Source organism: Serratia sp. 121840015-1 (assembly GCF_053627655.1).
Map to the genome: position 1 here is coordinate 2,232,590 of NZ_JBSEYF010000001.1, position 21,775 is coordinate 2,254,364.

The window sequence follows — 21,775 nt, forward strand, 5'->3', positions numbered from 1 at the left end:
CCGGGCGACCACGAGAGAGAAATCAGAGGCAAATCATAAATCGCCCGCCAGACGACAGCGCGGGTGACCAATGGCTAAATAGAAATCAGCATTTAATGCTAAAAAACCGCCGTCCGGGCGCGCCGGCATAGTTGAGGCGGCACAGGCGGCATAGTGGTATAATTGCCGAATCAGGCCCAGGGATGACTCGCACTATGAAAATCAAATACGCAATCTATTTTTTTACCCTGTGCCTGATGACCTCCTTCTCGCTGTTCATCGTCGAGGAGCTGCTCGAAGCCCATACCGACTACCGAGATAACCAACTCAACCTGTATAAGATCGATCGCGCCAAAGAAATCTCCGAGGCCTTCCAGGCTTCGCTGCAGGCTCACCGCCTCAAACGATTGAGCCTGATCGATCCGCAAATCACCCGCGCGCAATGTTTGGCCGCCGATCGGGTGGCGCGTGAGAAAATTACCCGGATCCGCGAGCATCTGAACGATCCGGTCGCCAGGCAGCTCGGGGTGCGGCAAAAAATCGCCGCGCTGTCGATGATCGGCCTGATGGAACAGCTGTTGGATAACGACAACCTGCAGCTTTCGCAGGTCAACAACGCCAATGCCAATCTGTTCAACATCAACAGCGCCTATTACATCTCGCAAACCAGCAAGAGCTATTACCGCTACACCTACGATACCCGGATGGTGGATACCGATTCCTTTATGTTTCTCGAGGCCATTCGCCTCAACAACCGGCTGAATATGTCACTGACGGAGTTAAGCGATCAGATTATCGACGTCAACGTCAACCCGCTCGATCGCAAAGACGCCTACCTGAAGTCCATTCAGTTGACCGGCGTGCTGAACGCGCTGAGCACCCGATTGATCTTCATGAAGATCAACTACGACGACGTGCAAACCACCGAGCTCGTCAATCAGTTGCTCACCCTGGTGTCGGCCGAACGTCTCAAGCAGATCACCGATGGGTTATACACCGCCATCAATACTCAAAAACCCTATCCCGCAGCGCTTATTTCGCGCTATGTCGACGAGCTGAGCGGGCTTTCGCAGGCGCTGTATCAACGCAGCTTCGAGCTGGAAACCGTCGCTTCGCGTCACAAAATTTACGATAGCCAGACCACCATTTACGGCATGATCGCGCTCGCCGGCCTGGTGGTGTTGCTGTTCATTTTGCCGGCGCTGGTGTTCTGCACCAACATCAACCGTTGGCTGACCAAGACTCACAACAATATCGTTCGGTTGTCGCGCGGCGAGATGGATATCGATCGCAACGACGCCTTCTACAGCCGGGAACTGATCGCCATCAGCGACGCCATTCAGCAGCTCAGGCAATACCAGCTGGACAAGGTCTCGCTGGAAAGTGAGAAGCAACTGTTGATTAAAGAGCTCGAGGCCTCTTCCTTCCTCGATCCGCTCACCAATATTTATAACCGCCGTAAATTCTTCCTTGAATGCCAGCTGCTGGGTGACAGCAGCTATCCACAGGCCTTTTGCCTGATCGATATCGACAATTTCAAACAGCTCAACGACAGCTATGGCCACGACGTAGGTGACCAGGCGCTGGTGGCATTCGGCCACCTGCTGCAACGCGCGTTCCGCGCCAGCGACATTTTCTGCCGCTACGGCGGCGAAGAGTTCGCGGTGCTGCTGGGCAACTGTTCGTTGGACAACGCACGGGACATCATGGAGCAATTGCGCACTCGTACTCATCGCCTGACGCTAAATCTGACCGACGGACGGCAAGTGCGTTTCACCACCAGCTGCGGCATTGCGCCGGTCAACGCGTTCACCGCGCTGCAGGCGGCGATCAAACAGGCGGACGAAGCGCTCTATTTTTGCAAAAAGAACGGCAAGGATCGGGTCAGCGTACACACTCAGATCGGGTTTATCTGATTCGCTGTTTAAAATAATTAACATTATAATTTTTATGACTAATTAGGCTAAGTCATTCACCTTACAGGCATATCTGGCTTTTTTTCTTCCCCGCCGCCGCCAGGCCGCCATAAAGGCACGTTTAATCCTCGACCCGCTTTGGTGATTTATGGTGTGATGCAGCTTCAATAACAGGATAATCCGGGTATACTCCACCCCCACTTTTATGATTATCCGGATTTGGACACGCGCCTGACGAGGATGCTGTAACGCGCTATGACTCAATACGCTTCCCCGATTTTGACATCACTGCTTGATACCGATGCTTATAAGCTTCATATGCAGCAAGCAGTGTTCCATCGCTATCCCGCGATCAGCGTGGCGGCGGAATTCCGCTGCCGCGGCGACGAACTGCTGGGCGAATATGCCGACGAGATCCGCGCGCAGGTGGCGCTGATGAGCCGGCTGGCGCTGACCGACGCCGAATTCGCTTATCTCTCGGGCCTGCCCTTCTTCCGTCAGGATTATCTGAACTGGCTGCGGACGTTCCGCTACGATCCGCAGCAGGTGATCGTCGAGAACCGCGACGGCAAGCTGCACATCCGCATCGCCGGGCCGTGGCGCGAAGTGATCATGTGGGAAGTGCCGCTGCTGGCGGTGATCAGCGAAGTAGTACATCGCCGCCGCTCTGCGCAGGTGACGCCGGAACAGGCGGTGGCACATCTGCAGACCAAGCTGGCACAGTTCAAGACGCTGGCGGGCGATCTGGACCTTTCGCGCTTCAAGCTGATGGACTTCGGCACCCGTCGCCGTTTCTCTCAGGGCGTTCAGCAGGCCATAGTCAGCACCTTGCAGGCCGAATTCCCGTACCTGTCGGGCACCAGCAATTACGATCTGGCTCACCAGCTCGGCCTGGCGCCGGTCGGCACGCAGGCGCATGAATGGTTCCAGGCGCACCAGCAGATAAGCCCGGTGCTGGCCAACAGCCAGCGCGCCGCATTGCAAGCCTGGCTGGATGAATACCCGGACCAGCTTGGCATCGCGCTCACCGACTGCATCACCATGGATGCCTTCCTGCGCGACTTCGGCCCGCAGTTCGCCGAGCGTTATCAGGGGCTGCGCCACGATTCGGGCGATCCCGTCGAGTGGGGTGAAAAGGCCATTGCCCACTACGAGAAACTGGGCATCGACCCGATGAGCAAAACGCTGGTGTTCTCGGACAACCTGGATCTGGACAAAGCGCTGGCGCTCTACCGCCACTTCTATCAACGCATCAACCTCGGATTCGGCATCGGCACGCGCCTGACCTGCGATATTCCCGGCGTCAAGCCGCTGAATATCGTGATCAAACTGGTCGAGTGCAAAGGCAAACCGGTGGCCAAGCTCTCCGACAGCCCCGGCAAAACCATTTGTCAGGATCAGGCGTTCGTCAGGGCCCTGCGCAAAGCCTTCGATCTGCCGCTGGTGAAGAAAGCCAGCTGATCCTTCTTTATATAGAGAGAAAGCCGGCCCGGTTCACGCGCCGGCTTTTTTGTTTTTATCCCGAACGCCCTCTTTTCGGCCAGCCGCGATAAATGTTGCGCCAATCCGATGATTTCTGCTTGTGCTCTGCACCGCGGCAAGTAACATAGCCATTACCCCCATATTCTTGGGTTGTAAGCTATTTCTAAACCAAATTATTAAAGAGAGAAATCTATGAGCGTAGTGCCTGTAGTCGACGTACTGCAAGGTCGTGCTGCGGTTGACAGTGAAGTCACCGTACGCGGCTGGGTACGTACCCGGAGAGATTCAAAAGCTGGTATCTCCTTCCTGGCCGTCTATGACGGTTCCTGCTTTGATCCGTTACAGGCCGTCGTTAATAATTCTCTGCCGAATTATCAGGATGAAGTACTGCACCTGACCACCGGTTGCTCGGTTGAAGTGACCGGTAAGGTCGTCGCCTCACCGGGCGAAGGCCAGAGCTTCGAACTGCAGGCCACCGCGATCAAAGTGGTCGGCTGGGTCGACGATCCGGACACTTACCCGATGGCGGCCAAGCGCCACAGCATCGAATACCTGCGCGAAGTGGCTCACCTGCGCCCGCGCACCAACCTGATCGGCGCCGTGGCGCGCGTGCGTCATACCCTGGCGCAGGCGATCCACCGCTTCTTCCATGAAAACGGCTATTTCTGGGTGTCCACCCCGCTGATCACCGCTTCCGATACCGAAGGCGCCGGCGAGATGTTCCGCGTGTCCACGCTGGATCTGGAAAACCTGCCGCGCACCGACAAGGGCACCGTCGACTTTAGCGAAGACTTCTTCGGTAAAGAAGCCTTCCTTACCGTTTCCGGCCAGCTGAACGGCGAAACCTACGCCTGTGCGCTGTCCAAGGTTTACACCTTCGGCCCAACCTTCCGCGCCGAAAACTCCAACACCAGCCGCCACTTGGCGGAATTCTGGATGATCGAGCCGGAAGTGGCCTTCGCGACGCTGGACGACGTTGCCGGCCTGGCCGAAAGCATGTTGAAGTATGTGTTCCAGGCGGTGCTGGATGAACGTGCCGATGACCTGAAATTCTTCGCCGAGCGCGTGGATAAAGACGCAATCTCTCGTCTGGAGCGTTTCGTTTCTTCCGATTTCGCGCAGGTGGACTACACCGACGCCATCGAGATCCTGCTGGCCTCGGGCCAAACCTTCGAAAACCCGGTCTCCTGGGGCATCGATCTCTCTTCCGAGCATGAACGTTACCTGGCTGAGAAACACTTCCAGGCGCCGGTGGTGGTGAAAAACTACCCGAAAGACATCAAAGCGTTCTATATGCGCATGAACGAAGACGGCAAAACCGTCGCGGCCATGGACGTTCTGGCACCGGGCATCGGCGAAATCATCGGCGGCTCGCAGCGTGAAGAACGCCTCGACGTGCTCGATCAGCGTCTGGAAGAGATGGGGCTGAATAAAGAAGACTACTGGTGGTATCGCGATCTGCGCCGCTACGGCACCGTGCCGCATTCCGGTTTCGGCCTGGGTTTTGAACGTTTAATCGCCTATGTCACCGGCGTGCAAAACGTGCGCGATGTGATTCCATTCCCGCGCACGCCACGTAACGCAAGCTTCTAATTTATACGATCAAACGTTTTTTAAACGATTTCGTTACAAAACAAAGGCCAGCATTGCTGGCCTTTCGCATTTTTTAATATTGACGCACGTCACAAAGTTCCCTAAAAATTACATTCAGTTACAAATACTTTCTTTTTGCAACCTGATTGGGACATTGGTATCATTTTCGTCCTAGATTAACCCGCCTGTGAATGGAACACTGCGTTCAGACACAGGACGACACCAATCTATCAACAATAGTTCCCAAAGAATTATTGGCGGCAGTGGCAAAGGTGTCCGAATAACACCAATGAGGGTAATAATGATGAAGCGCAACATTCTTGCAGTGGTTATCCCGGCTCTGTTGGCTGCTGGTGCAGCAAACGCAGCTGAAATCTACAACAAAGACGGCAACAAGCTGGATCTGTACGGCAAAGTTGACGGTCTGCACTACTTCTCCAAAGACAAAGGTAATGACGGCGATCAGACCTATGTTCGTTTTGGCTTCAAAGGTGAAACTCAGATTACTGACCAACTGACCGGTTACGGCCAGTGGGAATACAACGTTCAGTCCAACCACTCCGAGTCTCAGGGCACCGAAGGCACCAAAACCCGTCTGGGCTTTGCCGGTCTGAAATTCGCTGACTACGGCTCCTTCGACTACGGCCGTAACTACGGCGTACTGTACGACGTGGAAGGCTGGACCGATATGCTGCCAGAGTTCGGTGGCGATACCTACACCTACACCGACAACTTCATGACTGGCCGTACCAACGGCGTTGCGACCTATCGTAACAACAACTTCTTCGGTCTGGTTGACGGCCTGAACTTCGCTCTGCAATACCAGGGCAAGAACCAGAACGACGGTCGTGACGTTAAGAAACAGAACGGCGACGGCTGGGGTATCTCCTCTACTTATGACATCGGCGAAGGCGTAAGCTTCGGCGCTGCATACGCTTCTTCCAACCGTACCGACGATCAGAAACTGCGTTCCAACGAGCGTGGCGACAAGGCTGACGCATGGACCGTGGGCGCGAAATACGACGCCAACAACGTTTACCTGGCGGCCATGTATGCGGAAACCCGTAACATGACTCCATTCGGCGGCGGTGACTTCACTAACACCTGTGCTGCTTCTGAAAAATGCGGCGGCTTCGCCAGCAAAACTCAGAACTTCGAAGTGACTGCTCAGTACCAGTTCGACTTCGGTCTGCGTCCAGAAGTGTCTTACCTGCAGTCTAAAGGTAAAAACCTGAACGTCCCAGGCGCGGGTTCTGACCAGGATCTGGTTAAATATGTTTCTGTTGGTACCACTTACTACTTCAACAAAAACATGTCCACCTACGTTGATTACAAAATCAACCTGCTGGATGACAACGCGTTCACCAAAGCAACCGGCACCGCTACTGACGATATCGTAGCTGTTGGTCTGGTGTACCAGTTCTAAGTTGTCTCGCTTAACGGCGGTTTACCGTCGGCTAAGTTAAAAAAACAGGGCCTCGGCCCTGTTTTTGTTTGTGTCAGCCGGTAACTTTTTATCCTGCCAATTTCTCCTTCCCCATCATTTTTTCTGCCTAATACTCCCCCTTCGCAAGATCGCGGTGTTTTTGTCGCAAACGGTTGGCAAAGCCGGTAACTGGCGTTACCCTGATGCTTCTGTCTGCTTAACTCCGAGATTTGGAAGCACCTGACATGTTTGAAAAAATCACCGCCGCACCCGCCGACCCGATCCTGGGCCTGACCGACATTTTCCGCGCCGACGCCCGCCCGAATAAAATCAATTTAGGGATTGGCGTTTATAAAGACGAAACCGGTAAAACCCCGGTGCTGACCAGCGTAAAAAAAGCTGAGCAGTATCTGCTGGAAAATGAGACCACCAAAAACTATCTCGGTATTGAAGGCATCCCGGCGTTCGCCAGCTGCACGCAAGCGCTGTTGTTCGGCAAAGAGAGCCCGATCATCGCCGATCGTCGCGCGCGCACCGCACAGACGCCAGGCGGCACCGGCGGCCTGCGCGTGGCGGCAGACTTTATCGCTAACCAGACCAGCGCCAAACGCATCTGGATCAGCAACCCAAGCTGGCCGAACCACAAGAACGTCTTTAGCGCCGTGGGCCTGGAAGTGCTGGAATACGCCTACTACGACGCCGCCAACCACGCGTTGGATTTCGACGGCCTGCTGAACAGCCTGAAACAGGCGCAGGCCGGCGATGTGGTGCTGTTCCACGGCTGCTGCCATAACCCGACCGGTATCGATCCAACGGCGGAGCAGTGGGCGCAGCTGGCCGAACTTTCCGTCGCCAACGGCTGGCTGCCACTGTTCGACTTCGCTTATCAGGGCTTCGCCAATGGACTGGAAGAGGATGCGCAGGGCCTGCGTATTTTCGCCGCCAAACATAAAGAGCTGATCGTCGCCAGTTCCTACTCGAAAAACTTCGGTCTGTACAATGAGCGCGTCGGCGCTTGCACCATTGTGGCTGCCGATGCCGAAACCGCCGACCGCGCCTTTAGCCAGGTGAAAGCGGCGATTCGCGCCAACTACTCCAACCCGCCGTCACACGGCGCCGCCGTGGTCGCTACCATTCTGGGCAACGACGCTCTGCGCGCGATGTGGGAGCAGGAACTGACCGATATGCGCCAGCGTATTCACCGCATGCGTCAGCTGTTCGTGAATACTCTGCAGGAGAAAGGCGCGCAGCAGGACTTCAGCTTCATCATCCAGCAGAACGGCATGTTCTCGTTCAGCGGCCTGACCAAAGAACAGGTGCTGCGTCTGCGCGAAGAGTTCGGCGTCTACGCCGTGAACTCAGGCCGGGTGAACGTGGCTGGCATGACGCCGGACAACATGGCGCCGCTGTGTGAAGCCATCGTCGCCGTGCTCTAAAAGCATCGACGCAGGTCATAAAAAAAGGGGCGCTCTATGCGCCCCTTGATTTTTCCTGCCGGGAAATAATCGTTACCACACCGCCGGCTCTTCGCGCAGGAACGGGTTGGTCTGGCGCTCGTGGCCGAAGGTCGACATCGGGCCATGGCCGGGAATAAAGCGCATGTCGTCGCCCAACGGCAGCAGTTTGGTACGAATAGAGGCAATCAGCGCCTGATGGTCTCCGCGCGGGAAGTCGCTGCGCCCCACGCCGCCGTTAAACAGCACGTCGCCCACCAGCGCCAAACGCGCCTGCTCATTGATAAAGACGATGTGGCCCGGCGTATGCCCAGGACAGTGCAGCACCTTGAGCGTCATCTCGCCCACCTGCATCTCATCGCCTTCCAACAGCCAGCGGGTCGGCGTCAGCGGCGCGCACTCTTCCAGTCCAAACATCCGGCTCTGCGCCGGCAAACCGTCCAGCCAAAACGCGTCTTCTTTATCCGGGCCGTAGATCGGCACCTGATAATGGTCCGCCAGCTCCGCCGCCGCACCGACGTGATCCAAATGGCCGTGCGTCAGCAAAATCTGAGTGATCGTCACCCCCTGCCGCGCGACTTCCGCTTTGATTTTCTCGGCTTCACCGCCGGGATCGACCAACGCCGCCTGCTGCGTGTTTTCGCACCAAATCAGGCTGCAATTCTGGCTAAAGGCGGTAACGGGAATAAGATGGTATTTCATAAGGCTCCAACGACAATAACGCCGCATCCGCAAGGGGCGGCGTTATTCACTGATGGCACAGCGATTACCAGGTCCGAACCGGGCCGGTATCGATGTGTACAAAGTTGCTACGTGGGTAATATCCTACACCACCGGCGCGCATTTTTAACGCCGCTTTACGGATATTACTCAATTGGATGCCTTCGATATGGAAATCCATCGCCTGGCCTTTGGTGTGGTAGCTGTGCTTGGCCACGCCGCGGCTATGCGCACGCAGTTCGTTGTTGGTATCTACGGAACGGTATCCGGAGATCAGCTGCACCGGCTTGCTGGTGCCCAGCAGCCCCTGCAGGCGATAGAGGTGATCAAACAAGCGGGGATCGATCGATTTAACCTTGTTGGCGCGATAATCGCGGAACAGATGATTTAGCCGCACCAACTCTTCTTTATTGTAACCTTTGCCGTCAAAGAACTCGGCTTTAATAGATTCACCGGTATTCAGGTTATTCAGCACTAAAATACGCGGTCGAGCGGTGGAAAGACTGGCAAACGCCTGCCCTGGAAGCAGCGCTATGCCCATAGCGGCGCCACCTAGCGCCAGCCATTTACGGCGGTGATGATCAATTTTGTCCATGACTCTGTTAAACCCGGCAAGAATGTCAAAATAAATGCACAAAGCAGCGCACTGTCCGAACCATAACCGCCTGCGTATGCTGAGTCAACCCGCGATACGCCTAGGTTTACAGGCCCCCGGCGACGAGGGCCTGCGGTATAGCCAAACATTCTGACCGTTATTTATTTATAATTACTGCATTTACTGCATTAATTTTTTGGCCTGAGCCAAAATTTGTGCGCCCGATCGCACCGTATTATCATAATTGTAAATATCTGTACGGAATTGCGGTTGGCCGTCATCCGAAACCCAGGCGGTCAGATAATACAGTTTTACGGGAATACGCTGGCGAATATTCACATAAGTGGTATTCCCCTCTTTCAGCGTGGAAGACACGCGGCTGTTGTTCCAGCCTGCGTCCTGCAGCAGCATATTCGCCAAATCGGAAGCCTTGTTCACCCGCACGCAGCCGGAGCTGAGCGCACGGATATCTTTCTGGAACAGGCTGTGGTTCGGGGTATCGTGCAGGTAGATGGCGTCCGAGCTCGGCATATTGAACTTGAAGCGCCCCAGCGAGTTGGTGGCACCCGGCGCCTGACGGACGCGATACGGGAAATTGCGCGCAGAAACCATGCTCCAGTCGATCATCGCCGGGTTGATCACTTCCGCATCGTTGCTCCAACCCGACAGCACCGTATAGCCGTGTTTCTGGAAGTAATTACCGTCGCGCATCGCCTTCGGCACAATGTCCTCGCGCACCAGCGTGGTCGGCACGTTCCACGGCGGGTTGACCACCACGTTGTTCAACGCGCTGCTCATCAGCGGCGTCTTACGGCTCGGCCGCCCGACGATAACGCGGGAAGACAGCACTTCATTGCCGTTCTGGTAGTAGGTCAGCGAGTAGTTGGGAATATTCACCATAATGCCGGTGCCGACATGCCCCGGTAAAATTCGCAGGCGTTGTATATTCAGCGCCAGCAGCGCGGCGCGGGTTTTCGGTGACACGTTGAGCCACTCGCGGGTGCGCACGCCGATCACGCCGTCCGCCGTCAACCCCTGCCATTTCTGGAAGCGCTTGACGCCCTCCACCAGCTCATTGGTATAAAGATTGTCGCTCACCACGCTGCCAATCTGCGGCGGCGTCTGCTCCGCAGTCAACTCCGTTACCGGCGCCGCCGATGGGCTGACCGTCACGCGGCTTTTCTCTTCGTCTACCGTCAGCCCGCCGTCGTCGGGCTCATTGCTCTTCGCCGAAACCACCGCCGGTTCCGGCTCCGCTTCCGGCGCCGAGGCGGCCAGCATGCCGGTACGCGTCAGGATCTCACGCAGCGCCGGGATATCGTTGCTCATTTGGCCTGGGCGCAGGCTCGGGCCGCTGCCCACCTGTGGCCACGGACGATTGTCCGCCAGCATGTCGCGCAGCGCCTGATGCATCTTGGCGTATTGCGGATGCTGCGGCGCGAGCGAATTCACATAGCTCAGGGTACGCGCCTGGCGCACCGCCAGCTGCCATTGGTTGATCACCGCGGTGGGCGGCAAGCCAAGCTTGTAGGGAATATTGCTGTACAGCCAGTTGTTGCCGTTGGCACCGATGGCAGAGACGAACTGCAAATAGCCCAGCATCGCATCGGACAGCACCGCATCGCGGCCCGCTTCACTGAGCGCCGGATCGGTCAACATCTTCACCCATTGGGTAAACTGCGGCTGCACGCCGGACATCGCCAGTTCGGCCAGCTGCTGCTGAAACTGCTGAACGGCTTCGCGATCCTGCCACATCGGCTGCATGTGATTCGCCGCATACAGCGGTGCCAGCGTGGAAAGGTAGTGCAAATCCATGCCGCGCGGCAACGCGGCCAGCAGCTCAGAACGGCTCTGCGCAACGGACATGCCTGCTGATGCCACCGGCAACGCCGTAACGGTAGCCGATGCGGAAAACGACGACACAAGACTACAGGCGATAGCGCCACTCAGCGCCAAACGTCGTAGAGAGTTTCCCTTTTTAAGCAACATCCCTTGCCCCCTGTATGCTCACAAAAAAAACGTCAAAAACTGCATATAGTTTCAGTATACAAACAGAAAGGCCGTTTCGCCCTGCGGGCGTCGAATAACTGTTTATGTGATTAAACTAACCGCTTTTCAACGGATAAAAAAGCAGGACTATCATCCACGCGCACAAAAAAATAGCCACCCTGCGGCGGCTATTTTCGGATTTTTAGGGCGTTTTTCTGCGTTACGGCGTTTCAACCGGCGCAGTACCCAGCGCCGGCGGCTCGCCGGCGAAACCGCGCAGCCCCACCACGTGCACATGCTCGTGGTTCTGGAACACTTTACGCACCAGTTTATAGGTGGTGCCCTTCTCCGGACTGATGTTTTCCGGCGCCGCGATGATCAGCTGCATCTCCAGACGGTCGCACAGTTCGAACAGCGTAGCGATCGACTTGGCATCCAGACGCGCCGCTTCATCGAGGAACAGCAGGCGACACGGCGAGATGTCTTTACCGCGCAGGCGGCGGGATTCTTCTTCCCAGCTCTGCACCACCATCACCAGGATTGACATCCCGGTACCGATGGCTTCACCGGTAGACAACGCGCCGCTTTCCGCACGCAGCCAGCCGTCGGAGCCACGGTATACCTCCACTTCCATCTCCAGGTAGTTGCGGTAGTCCAGCAACTCCTCGCCGATGGTCTGTGGCGTGCGCTGCCCCATGTCGATCTGCGGATTCAGGCGCTGATACAGCTTGGCCAACGCTTCGGAGAAGGTCAGACGGTTGCTGTTGAACAGATCCTGATGCTGTTCCTGCTGCTCGGAGAGCACATCCAGCAGGGTGGCATGCGCTTCGCGCACATTGACGTTCAGGCGCACGCTCTTCACCTGGCCGAAGGAAACGGCCTGCAGACCCTGGTTCAGCATGCGAATGCGGTTCTGTTCGCGCTGAATGGTTTTGCGAATGATGTTGGCCACGCTTTTCGAACTGATCGCCAGCTTCTGCTCGCGCGCGGTCAGCTCTTCGGTCAGACGGCCCAGCTCAATTTCCATCTGTTCGATGGCCTCGACCGGATCGTCGGTGCGGATGATGTCCTGACGGATGCGCTCGCGCAGGTGCTGGTACACCGCGATATAGAACTGAATCTTACGCTCCGGCCGCTTCGGATCTTCCGACAGGCGCAGCACATCGCGCAGGTGTTCGTTATCCGCCACGGCCAGACGCAGCGCACCGAGCGCCTTATCCGACATCGAGCGCAGCTCGTCGCCATCCATATACGCCAGCTCGCGGCGGTGCAGGCGGCGTTCCACGCCGTTGTCTTTCACCAGGCGCATCACCGCGCACCAGCCCGCCTTGGCGGTCACCACCTGCTCACGCAGCTGATGATAATCGCGTTCCAGCTTGCGCAGTTTCTTCTGCAGGCCGTCCATTTCGGCTTCGCAGAAGGTCAGCTGCTTCTCCAGCTGGTTGCGGCGAGCGCGGTTGTTGCTCAGCGCCGCATGCAGTTCGTCGCGACGCGCACGGGCGCGCGCTTCGGCATTGGCGTCGGCCTGCACGCCGATGTCCACCAGCTCTTGGCTCAGCTCTTTCAGCATGTCGCGCTTGGCGTCGTACGAGCTTTTCAGCGAGGCCAGCACCTGGCTGTACTGGGTGAACTGGGTTTGATACTGACGCAGTTGCTCACGGGCGCGGGCGCGTTCGGCTTCCGCCTGCTCCAGACGCTGGCGCAGCTTATCGTTCAGATCGTTGTTGGCATTCTGCATGCCGGCAGAATCGGTGTAGCTGAAGTGCGCACGACGCTGCACCACTTCAGTGAGCGCGAACGCCTGCTGTTTAGCCTGACGCTGCACGCTTTGCGCCTGCGCGTAATCCTGCTGCAGCTGTTCATGCTGCTGCGGATCGCTCTGCAGCACCGACAGCAGCGGTTCCAGCTTGGTCAGCGACACGCCGTGCTGTTGGATATGACGCGCGGCGTCCTGCGCTTCTTCCAGCTCTTCGCGGATCTCGTCGACGCGGTCCTGCAGCGTTTCATCGTTCAGCAACGACACCAGCGGCATCAGGCGGTTGAGTGCGGAAATGCCCTCTTTGGCCTGTTCGTACTGCTGACGCTGCTGCTGGTTCTGCGCTTCGTGATTGTTCAGCGCACGTTCGATCTCGCCACGACGGGCGTTCAGGCCGCGGATCTCCGCTTCCGGGTCGGCGTCGAACGCCACCGCCAGATGGGTACCAATAAAGCGGCTGAAAGCCTGGTGCGAGCGCTGGGTTTTCTGCACGTCGAACGACAGCGTGGCGTAGCGCTCCGCCAGCGTTTCACGCTCGGCATGCAGCACTTCCAGACGGTTCTCGCGCGCCGCGCGGCCGAACAACGGCACTTCCGGATAACGGGAGTAACGCCACTGGCGATCGGCGATTTTCACCACCACCGCTTTGTCCTGCTCTTCAACGGCGAACACGCTGTCATCGAACGACTGCGGATCCCCTTCGATCAGGTAAAGATCTTCCGGGCAATCTTCCAGCCCTTCAAGCATCTCACGCACCAGCGACAGATCCGGCACCACGATAGCGTGGCGCGAAGGGCCGTACAGCGCCGAGAAGTAAGGCGCGTCGTCGATGGTGACGTCATCGTAAATTTCCGACAGCAGCACGCCGCCGAAACGTTCGGCCAGCGTGACCAGGCGCTGATCTTCCGCGCCGCCCGGCTGGCTGAGACGTTCGATCTGCGCTTCCACTTCACGTTTGCGGGCCGCCACTTCGTCGCGCTCGACGGTGGTTTCACGCTCGCGCTCCAGCAGCTGCTGCATGTATTCGGTCACCTGCTGGCTGTTTTCCAGCGGCTCTCCGCTCTGATCGCTGAGCTGGCCCAGGGCGTCCTGAGCCGCCAGCCACACCGGCGCGCGCGCCGTCAGCTCACGGATGCGCTGCTGGATCTGCTCCAGCTCCTGGCGCATCTCCATGCGGCGTTCGCCGGCTTCGCTGACGTTCTGCGACAGCGCTTCCAGGCGCTCTTCCAGCTCCTGCTGCAGCATATCGAGATCGTCAGGCTGGTACTCTTGGCCATGGCGTTTGCAAAACTCTTGCAGCAGACGCTCGGCGTCCTGCTGCGAGCGCAGGCGCTGTTCCAGTTCGCTCAGGCGCAGGCGCAGCGGCTGAACGCGCTCGGCGAGGTGCTGCTGCGAAGGCCAGTCGCGCAGCAATTCGCGCGCGCACTGCCAGGCTTCGCTGCGGCTGACCTGGCCGGCGATTTTCCCCACCAGCTGATAGGCCTGTTCGAACTGGCCGTGCGCGGCGTCGGCCACGCTCAGCTTCTGTTCCAGCATCAGCAACGCTTCGGTCGCTTCCTGTTCGCGGGCCTGGAAGGTGTCTAGCCACTGTTCGGCGTTATCGGCGGTCAGATCCGGCAGTTGGCACAGGGCGCGTGCGCGTTCCAACGCCTGCAGCGCCTGCTGGTACTGAATGGCGCGGGTCTGCTGCACGTCGAGCGCCTGCTGGTAGTCGGCCAGCTGGCTCTTCAGCTCATCCACTTCCAGCTCGGCCGCTTCGGCGCGCGCTTCGTTTTCGGCCTGCTGCTCGCTCGCCTCGGCCACCACTTCGTTCTGCTCTTCCAGACGGTAGGTCAGCTCTTCCAGATCGGCTTCATAGCGTTCGATCTTCTCCTGCTGACGCATCGCCGTCTGCACCAGATTCAGGTGATCGCTGGCGGCCTGGTAATCGGTTTCCAGGTCGGATTCGGCACCGCTCTGTTCGCTCAGCTCACGCGCCATTTCCACATGGCGATACTGTTCGGCGGCCAGCTGCTTGCGGCTGCCCAACAGATCGCTGCGCAGCGCCAGCGCGCCGTCCAGATGGATGCGGCGTTCGTTGGCGTGGCGCATATAGTCCGCCGCCACATAGGAAGTGGCCTCGGAAATCAGATGTTTGAACAGATCGCGGTCCGACTGGGTGACGCGAATCGCCTCCAGCGTCATGCGGTTTTCGCGCAGCGCCGCTTCCATGTCCTGGAACGCCTTGCGCACGCCGCTGTTTTCCGGCAGCAGGTAATCGCGCAGCGAGCGGGTGATGGCGCTGGAAATACCGCCGTACAGCGACGCTTCAATCAGACGGTAGAACTTGCTGCGATCGGCGGACGAACGCAGACGTTTCGGGATCACGCCCAGATCGAACATCAGCGAGTGGTAATCGGTGATGGAGTTGAACTGCTTGAACTGCACCCCCTCCATCTCTTCCACGCGATCCTTCAGCTCCTGCAGCGACAGCACGCGCGCCTGGCGCTCACCCACCGTCTGGGTCAGCAACTCGGTCGGCTGCACCGCGGTCGGCAGGCCCTGGATGGTGAACGGTTTGATGTCGACCTTGCGATCGCGCCCCGCCACCTGCTGCAGGCGCACGCCCACCACCACGCGCTGGTGGCGCGAGTTGACGACGTCGAGAGTCGAGTAACACACGCCGGCACGCAGCTTGCCGTGCAGGCCTTTATCGCGCGAGCCGCTGGTGGCGCCCGCTTCGGTGGTGTTACGGAAGTGCAGCAGCGTCAGATCGGGGATCAGTGCGGTGACGAAGGCCGCCATGGTGGTGGATTTCCCTGCCCCGTTACCGCCGGACAGCGTGGTCACCAGCTCATCCAGATCAAAGGTGCGGGCGAAGAAGCCGTTCCAGTTAACCAGCGTCAGCGAGCGAAATTTACCGCGTTCAATCATTCCTGTTCATCCTCTGCACCGTCAGGAGCGTTATCAACCTGCTGATCCTCAGCCTCATTCTCATCGTTCAGCGACAGGCTGGTTTCAACCGGCATCGCCTCGCCGTCGCGAATCATGCGCAGCTGCGCTTCACGCGGATCGTCGCCGCTGCGCACGTCGGCGCCGAAGCGGAACACCGCCTCGGTAATGCGGAACTTGCTGCTGTCATTGCCCATGAAGTAGACCATGCCGAGGCGGCGCAGGCGGTTCAGCGAGGTGCGCACCTTTTCGTGCAGCTTCTGCCGATCGAGATCCGAGCCGGTGGAGCGCTGGTTGACGAACTTCAGCAGCTTGTTCTCATCGGCCAGGCTCAGCAGCTCGTCGTACAGCTCCTGATGGCTGAAAATACCCTCATGCGCCAGGCGCTCGGGGCTGAGATACAGGTAGCACAAGATTTTACCGACCATCATATCCAGCTCGGACAGCACCGAACGCGGGATCAGCGTGGTGGAGCGCGGGCGCAAATAGAAGAAACCTTCCGGCGCCCGAATCAGCTCGACGCTGTAACGGGTGTAAAATTCTTCCAGCTCATCCTGGAAATCCATTAAAAAGGCGTGGTTGTCCAGCTCATCGATACCGATGTGACGACCCGCGCGCAGTTGGCTGTCCAGCGCCGGGAACAGCGAGTTGGACAGTGCCTTGGCCAGCTTGACTGGCATTACTTGTTCAATATTTGTCGATGACATGGGCCTGGACCTTGGCTCCGTAATCATTGATTGCCTGCCATTCCGCCGGCAACCCTGAGAAATCTGCTTCAGCCACACCGAGGCGCACTGCCTGGTCGACCACTAAGCGTGCCACGTCGAAATGACGCGCACGCGGATATTGCGCCAGATAATCGCGCATCACCGCTGCAAGGTTGAGCGGCATCTGCTGTTCCTGATACACCTTCAGCGCCTCTTCGATCATCGCCGCCAGCTGTTCGCGAATTTCGCTGAACTCTTCGAACTCCAGATCCGGCGGCAGTTCCCCGGTCACTTCCTCACTGCGCAGTGCCAGTTCTTCGTCGCGCATGTCCAGCAGACGATCGGCATTGGCATGGGTCAGCGCCCACGGGTGGTCGAAATAGGTTTGCACCGACTGGCGCAGGCGTTGGGCGAACACGCGGTTTTTATCCATATCGATAGCGGTACGGATAAATTTATGTACGTGGCGATCGTAGCCGATCCACAGGTCGATCGCCTGCTGGCCCCAGCTGATGATGCGATCCAGCTTGCTCTGCAGATCGAACACCAGCTTGTCGACGAAGCCCAGCTCCACGTTGCCGAGGGTCGCGTCCTGGATGCGCAGCAGGTTGGCCTGCAGCTTATCGCCCGCCGCATCCAACGTATCTTGCAGCTCGCGCAGGGTGCCCGAGGTTTCCGACAGCAGCATCTCGCAGCTGGAGATCGCCGCCCGCCAGTCTTTACTCAGCAGCGCCGCGATGTCGTTTTTCACGCTCTGCTGCTGCTCGTCCATCACGCGTTGGGTCATGTCTATGCTGTCGAAGATTTCCGCCACCGAATATTTCAACGGCGCGAACACGTTGCGGTGCCAATGGAAATCGTCGCCGCCCTCGTCGGCGGCGTCGGCGGCGCGCTTGAGTTCCTGCGCCACGATCGACAGCTGCATCGACAGACGCAGCGTAGAGAATTCGCGTTGGCGAATATAGTAATCGGTAATGCCGATACCCAGCGGCGTGAGGCGGTAAATCGCATTGCCGTCCGCCAGTTCGCTGGTAAAGCGGTTCAACAGGCGCTGGCGCACCATGTCGTTGATCGCATTGTTGGCGCGCATCGCCACCGTTTCATGCGTCTGTTCAAAACCCTTGCTGACATGGCGAAATGCATCAACCAGCTCACCTTCGCTCATCTCGCCGTCCAGCCGTTCGCCGTTCAGGGTGGCGATGGCGAGCAGAAATGCGAGACGCTCCGTAGGGAGCGAAATAGAGAAATCATTTTTCCGTGCCCAGGCGACCAGTTCGGGTACTGTCTGGGAAAATTCACTCATAGTTCGTCCTTCAGGTTTGGTTTATGCGCCATGACGTGAATATAGCGCCCCAAACTCACGTACGGCTCCTGCCGGCAATAGTGCTGTTCAAGCGCCAGTAACTCTTCAAATTTTTGTGTTTGCAGCTGTCTGCTCTGCAGATAGTCGTGGAACACCCGCACGCCGGTTTTACCGCCGATACGCATGCCCAGCTGTTCCAGCCAACCGTAGACCAATAGCGGATCGTGCGGATATTGCGGCGACAGCGAACGCTTGCGGCGCCGCCTGACCTCGGGATCCACCAGTTGGAAATTACCCAACACCACGTTGCGCATCAAGAGGCCGTTGGCGTTGAAGAACATCAGCGACAGCGCGCCGCCCGGCGTCAGGCAGTCATACAACGCCTGCAGCGCCGCTTCGGGCTCGGCGATCCATTCAAGCACTGCATGAAACAATATCAGATCAACCGGCTGTTCCAAATGTTGAGCGATATCCTGCGCAGAACTTTGTACGAATTGCATGTTCTGGCTCACACCTTTCTGTTCCGCCAGCTGCGCGGCGCGCTGGATCATCTCACCAGAAAGATCGCACAACAACACCTGATGTCCTAATTCTGCCAGCTGGCAGGCCATATGGCCTTCACCGCCCCCGGCGTCGAGGATGCGCAGCGGCCGCTGCGGCAACTGCGCCAGCAACCCGGTCAGATCCTGCCAAACCACCGCCTGGCGGATTTTTCCTTTCGTGGTGCCGTAAATATTACGCGCAAATTTTTCAGCAATATCGTCAAAATTGCGATCCTGCATGGACAACGGCTCCGCTGATCTCATTCTTGTCGGCGGCAAAGCGCACGCCCATTCAAACCTGCTATTTTGGCACAGACTGGCTTAGAATGTATCTTCTTGCGGCCTGTTTATGCCTGGATGCCGCTTTTTCACCCAAAAGGATCTGATTTTCGATGCTGTTCAACCTGAAAAAGTTCTTTGGCTCCATGCTGATGCCGCTGCCGCTGTTGATGCTGCTGATGGGGCTGGCGCTGCTGCTGCTGTGGTTCACCCGCTGGCAAAAAAGCGGTAAGACGATTTTTACGCTGAGCTGGCTGTTTTTACTGCTTTTCAGCCTGCAGCCGGTGGCCGACCGGCTGCTGAGGCCGATCGAAGCCCAATACCAGACTTATCGCGGCAACGATCCGGTCAGTTACATCGTGGTGTTGGGCGGGGGCTATACCTACAATCCCGATTGGGCACCCAGCTCGAATTTGCTCGGCAACAGCCTGCCGCGCGTGACGGAAGGCGTGCGGCTTTACCTTGCGCATCCCGGCGCCAGAATGGTGTTTACCGGCGCATCCGCCGGCAGCATGCAAAGCAACGCCGCCACGGCGGCGCTGGTGGCCGAAAGCCTGGGCGTGCCGCGCAGCGATATGGTGATCCTGAGGGAACCGCGCGATACCGAGGAAGAAGCCGCTCAGGTCGCCAAGTTGGTCGGCGAGCAACCGTTCATTCTGGTGACCTCCGCCAACCATCTGCCGCGCGCCATGCGCTTCTTCGAGGCGAAAGGCCTGCACCCGATCCCGGCGCCGGCCAACCAGTTGGCGATCGACTCGCCGCTGAATATCTGGGATCGCGCCACACCGTCCTCGATGTTCCTCGGCCATACCGAACGTGCCTGGTATGAAACGCTGGGCAGCCTGTGGCAGTGGCTGAAAGGCGCGGATCGCGCCGGCGCCGAGTAAGGCCCGTTCAACCGGCCAGCCAGGGCAGCAGCTGTTGCGACGCATAGTCGAACGGCCGCCGCTCCAGCTTGCCGGTATGAACCAAGCGCCCTACCGCTTCCCACACCACATACAGCCAGCGCCGCGCCAGGAAAGCGTCGGCGACCGGCGCGCGCTGCAGATAGCGGAACAGCAGTTGGCTGGGCATGCCCGCCTCGCACAGGCGAAAAAGATCGTATTCGCGCGGCGCCCACAGCACCACGCCGGGATTGAGCATCGCCAGCAGCTGATCGCTTTTGGGATCCTTCAGCATGCTGCGCAGCGACAGGTTACCGTGCACCAGAACACAGGGATCGTCGAAGCCGACGAAGAAATGGGTCAGCGCTTCGCGCGTGCGGTACAGCAAACGCCGATCCGCCATGGTCAGCTGCGGGGTGGTGAGATTGACTACCGTCGCCCACAGCACTTCGACCCGCTGTTGATACCAGCAAAACCAGTCGTTCTCCTGCGTGCTGTCAACGCTGCCGACGCTGCCGTGGCTGTCGATGCGATGCCAGGCCAATATCCCGTCAACGATCTGTTCCATCAGCATGTTCCAGCGATCCGGCGAGCGCGTCGGCGCTTCAGCCGACACGCCGCGCAGGCGCTCGATCAGCAGGATTTCCTTATACGGCGTCTGTTGAGTACATACCACGCCGTACACCGTGGGCAGCCGAATATCCCCGTCGCGCGCCAGCATCGACAGCTTGTAAGCCTCCTGCTGGGCGATGCCTTGACAGATAAAGCTTTTCGCCATCAGCGGGATCGCGTTGCCCTGCCGATCGTACAGCGAATACATATGCGCATAAGGCTGCTCGCTCACCCGCTCCAGCCGGCTGATGGACTCACCCAGCACAATGCTCAGTTCGGCGCGTAACTGCTCCATAAGGCATTCACCTCAGGCTAATAAGGGGGTACGTAACATCATCGAACGGTGAGCAGAAAAATTCTTCAACGCAGATCAACAAAACGGGGAACAATCATGGGGGGTGTTGCATCGTCGGCGCGTTGCGCGGCGCGCCGACGAACTCAGGCTCAGGGTTGGATGCTGTCGCGCACGCGCTGGAGATCTTCCGGCGTATCGACCCCCACGCTCGGGATCGCTTTCGCGACCGCCACGTGGATTTTTTCACCGTACCACAGCACGCGCAGCTGTTCCAACAGCTCGATCTGTTCCAGCTGGCTCGGCGCCCAGCTGACGTAGCGACGCACGAAGCCGGCGCGGTACGCGTAGATGCCGATATGACGCAGCAGGCTGTCGCCGATGCTCTCTTTCGACGCGGCGAAACGCTCACGATCCCACGGAATGGTGGCGCGTGAAAAATAGAGCGCGTAGCCCTGCGCGTCCATCACGACCTTCACCGCATTGGGGTTGAAAGCCTCTTCGGCGCTCTCGATCGGCACCGCCAACGTCGCCATACCGGCCTGGCTGCCCGCCAGGTTCTCTGCGACCTGACGCACGATCACCGGTGGGATCAGCGGTTCATCGCCCTGCACGTTAACGATGATCTGGTCGTCGGCAAAGCCGTAGTGCGCGATCACTTCCGCCAGCCGCTCGGTGCCGGAATGGTGATCCGGGCTGGTCATGCACACTTCGCCACCGGCGGCTTCCACCGCTTTGGCGACTTCAGGGTGATCGGTCGCCACGATGACGCGGCTGGCGCCGGACTCGCGGGCGCGCTCCATGACGTGTACCACCATCGGCTTGCCGTGAATATCGGCCAGCGGTTTACCCGGCAAACGGGTCGAGGCGTAGCGGGCGGGAATAATAGCGATAAAACTCATGCGTGTTTCTCATCCAGCGACAGCGCACGCGCTTCATTTTCCAACAGCACCGGAATGCCGTCGCGCAGCGGGTAAGCCAACCCGTCCGCTTTGCACACCAGTTCCTGGTTTTCTTTATTGAAATAGAGTTTGCCGTTGCATACCGGGCAGGCAACGATTTCGAGTAAACGGTGGTCCATGCATCCTCCGTAAGGGGATAGGTCATCTGGGAAAGGCTGTGAGGATAGCATAACGCCCGGCCTCAGGTTAATCACCGGTGGCGCCAACCCACCGATATTTCCTCATCGCGCGGGGGCAACAGCTTGAACTGGGGCGCATCCCAGCGTAGAATTTTGTGATACAAATCACAAAAAGGCCGTGATACGTGATCAAACGTCTGCATAAAATCATCGCTCTGTTCGCTAACTTCAGCC

The 21,775-nt window shown here is 58.3% G+C and carries 16 protein-coding genes; 6 read left to right on the forward strand and 10 right to left on the reverse strand.

Annotated features, from left to right (window positions below; all coding sequences use genetic code 11):
* The first annotated feature begins 194 nt into the window (after nt 1–194).
* The 5 genes from ACUXAC_RS10935 to ACUXAC_RS10955 all read left to right on the forward strand — a co-directional run bounded on the left by ACUXAC_RS10935 (nt 195) and on the right by ACUXAC_RS10955 (nt 7,832).
* Nucleotides 195–1,895: a GGDEF domain-containing protein gene (locus ACUXAC_RS10935; protein WP_454266654.1), complete on the forward strand. Its 1,701-nt coding sequence runs from the start codon at nt 195–197 to the stop codon at nt 1,893–1,895.
* 255 nt (nt 1,896–2,150) lie between these two features.
* Nucleotides 2,151–3,356, forward strand: coding sequence for a nicotinate phosphoribosyltransferase (pncB, locus tag ACUXAC_RS10940; protein WP_060440274.1), 1,206 nt, complete (start codon nt 2,151–2,153; stop codon nt 3,354–3,356).
* Between the two features lie 213 nt (nt 3,357–3,569).
* Nucleotides 3,570–4,970: an asparagine--tRNA ligase gene (gene asnS / locus ACUXAC_RS10945; protein ID WP_038874233.1), complete on the forward strand. Its 1,401-nt coding sequence runs from the start codon at nt 3,570–3,572 to the stop codon at nt 4,968–4,970.
* 301 nt (nt 4,971–5,271) lie between these two features.
* A complete protein-coding gene (ompC, locus tag ACUXAC_RS10950) occupies nt 5,272–6,396 on the forward strand; it encodes a porin OmpC (RefSeq protein ID WP_060421783.1) in 1,125 nt (374 codons plus the stop codon).
* Nucleotides 6,397–6,641: 245 nt separating this feature from the next.
* Nucleotides 6,642–7,832 (forward strand): amino acid aminotransferase, encoded by a 1,191-nt coding sequence (locus ACUXAC_RS10955; RefSeq protein WP_060421780.1) that lies wholly within the window; start codon nt 6,642–6,644, stop codon nt 7,830–7,832.
* Between the two features lie 72 nt (nt 7,833–7,904).
* Here ACUXAC_RS10955 and ACUXAC_RS10960 read toward each other — a convergent pair whose 3' ends face one another.
* The 7 genes from ACUXAC_RS10960 to cmoM all read right to left on the reverse strand — a co-directional run bounded on the left by ACUXAC_RS10960 (nt 7,905) and on the right by cmoM (nt 18,633).
* Nucleotides 7,905–8,552: an MBL fold metallo-hydrolase gene (locus ACUXAC_RS10960; RefSeq protein ID WP_049195843.1), complete on the reverse strand. Its 648-nt coding sequence runs from the start codon at nt 8,550–8,552 to the stop codon at nt 7,905–7,907.
* A 64-nt stretch (nt 8,553–8,616) separates the two neighbouring features.
* Nucleotides 8,617–9,165, reverse strand: a complete 549-nt coding sequence (locus ACUXAC_RS10965; RefSeq protein ID WP_025302289.1) for a YcbK family protein — start codon at nt 9,163–9,165, stop codon at nt 8,617–8,619.
* A gap of 180 nt (nt 9,166–9,345) precedes the next feature.
* On the reverse strand, nt 9,346–11,154 hold the full coding sequence (gene ldtD, locus ACUXAC_RS10970) for a L,D-transpeptidase (RefSeq protein ID WP_071605332.1): 1,809 nt from the start codon (nt 11,152–11,154) through the stop codon (nt 9,346–9,348).
* A 220-nt stretch (nt 11,155–11,374) separates the two neighbouring features.
* The gene (mukB, locus tag ACUXAC_RS10975) at nt 11,375–15,823 is read right to left on the reverse strand and encodes a chromosome partition protein MukB (RefSeq protein ID WP_060440277.1); all 4,449 of its coding nucleotides are present in this window, start codon (nt 15,821–15,823) and stop codon (nt 11,375–11,377) included.
* On the reverse strand, nt 15,820–16,548 hold the full coding sequence (gene mukE, locus ACUXAC_RS10980) for a chromosome partition protein MukE (protein WP_033637863.1): 729 nt from the start codon (nt 16,546–16,548) through the stop codon (nt 15,820–15,822). Before mukE ends, mukB begins: the two co-directional genes overlap by 4 nt.
* A complete protein-coding gene (gene mukF / locus ACUXAC_RS10985; RefSeq protein ID WP_004928228.1) occupies nt 16,529–17,851 on the reverse strand; it encodes a chromosome partition protein MukF in 1,323 nt (440 codons plus the stop codon). Before mukF ends, mukE begins: the two co-directional genes overlap by 20 nt.
* Nucleotides 17,848–18,633 (reverse strand): tRNA uridine 5-oxyacetic acid(34) methyltransferase CmoM, encoded by a 786-nt coding sequence (gene cmoM / locus ACUXAC_RS10990; protein ID WP_015377334.1) that lies wholly within the window; start codon nt 18,631–18,633, stop codon nt 17,848–17,850. Before cmoM ends, mukF begins: the two co-directional genes overlap by 4 nt.
* 152 nt (nt 18,634–18,785) lie before the next feature.
* Between cmoM and elyC the strand changes: the two genes are divergently transcribed.
* Complete coding sequence (elyC, locus tag ACUXAC_RS10995; RefSeq protein ID WP_100396504.1) at nt 18,786–19,559, forward strand: envelope biogenesis factor ElyC; 774 nt, start codon at nt 18,786–18,788, stop codon at nt 19,557–19,559.
* 7 nt (nt 19,560–19,566) lie between these two features.
* On the opposite strand, the gene ACUXAC_RS11000 is transcribed toward elyC, so the two are convergent.
* From ACUXAC_RS11000 to ACUXAC_RS11010, 3 genes are all read right to left on the reverse strand, one after another.
* Nucleotides 19,567–20,463 (reverse strand): YcbJ family phosphotransferase, encoded by an 897-nt coding sequence (locus tag ACUXAC_RS11000; RefSeq protein ID WP_060421759.1) that lies wholly within the window; start codon nt 20,461–20,463, stop codon nt 19,567–19,569.
* Between the two features lie 149 nt (nt 20,464–20,612).
* On the reverse strand, nt 20,613–21,362 hold the full coding sequence (gene kdsB / locus ACUXAC_RS11005; RefSeq protein ID WP_004928235.1) for a 3-deoxy-manno-octulosonate cytidylyltransferase: 750 nt from the start codon (nt 21,360–21,362) through the stop codon (nt 20,613–20,615).
* Nucleotides 21,359–21,541, reverse strand: a complete 183-nt coding sequence (locus tag ACUXAC_RS11010; protein WP_004928237.1) for a Trm112 family protein — start codon at nt 21,539–21,541, stop codon at nt 21,359–21,361. The genes kdsB and ACUXAC_RS11010 overlap by 4 nt, the downstream gene beginning before the upstream one ends.
* Nucleotides 21,542–21,775 lie beyond the last annotated feature (234 nt).